At 63.6% G+C, this 522-nt stretch carries 1 protein-coding gene; it reads right to left on the bottom strand.

Going from position 1 to position 522, the window contains the following annotated elements; all coding sequences use genetic code 11:
- The coding region (locus XalbCFBP2523_RS15900; protein ID WP_146084154.1) for an AMP-binding protein at positions 1-522 on the bottom strand (522 nt) is incomplete at both ends.

Below are 522 nucleotides of genomic sequence, written 5' to 3'. Positions count from 1 at the left end.
ACCGACCCAATACGCCACCAGCCGTTTATCGTTCTCTGCGGCCGCATCCAGCGCCACCACCACGCACTCGCGCACCTCCGCATGCGCGCTCAGCCGCGCCTCGATCTCGCCCAACTCGATGCGGAAACCGCGGATCTTGACCTGATGATCGTTGCGTCCGACAAACTCGATCGTCCCGTCGGCATGCCAACGCCCCAGATCGCCAGTGCGGTACATCCGCGCCGTTGGATCCGCGCTGAATGGATCGATGAGGAAGCGCACGGCGGTCAAGTCATCGCGGTTCAGATACCCACGTCCCACACCGTCACCACCGAGATACAACTCGCCCACCACCCCGATCGGCACCGGCGCACCGTGTGTATCAAGGATGTAGATGCGCGTGTTGGCGATCGGGTGGCCGATCGGGAGGCTGCCAGCATGTTCCCATCCTGCGCAGTAGCGCCAAGCCGTGACATCCACCGCCGCTTCTGTCGGTCCATACAGATTGAAAATCTCGGCCGCCGGGAACATCGCCCGGGCACG

The sequence above is a fragment of the Xanthomonas albilineans genome (assembly GCF_002939705.1).
GTDB classification, from domain to species: domain Bacteria; phylum Pseudomonadota; class Gammaproteobacteria; order Xanthomonadales; family Xanthomonadaceae; genus Xanthomonas_A; species Xanthomonas_A albilineans.
Note: the sequence above shows the minus strand (reverse complement) of the source record. Positions and strands in the feature narration are given on the sequence as shown.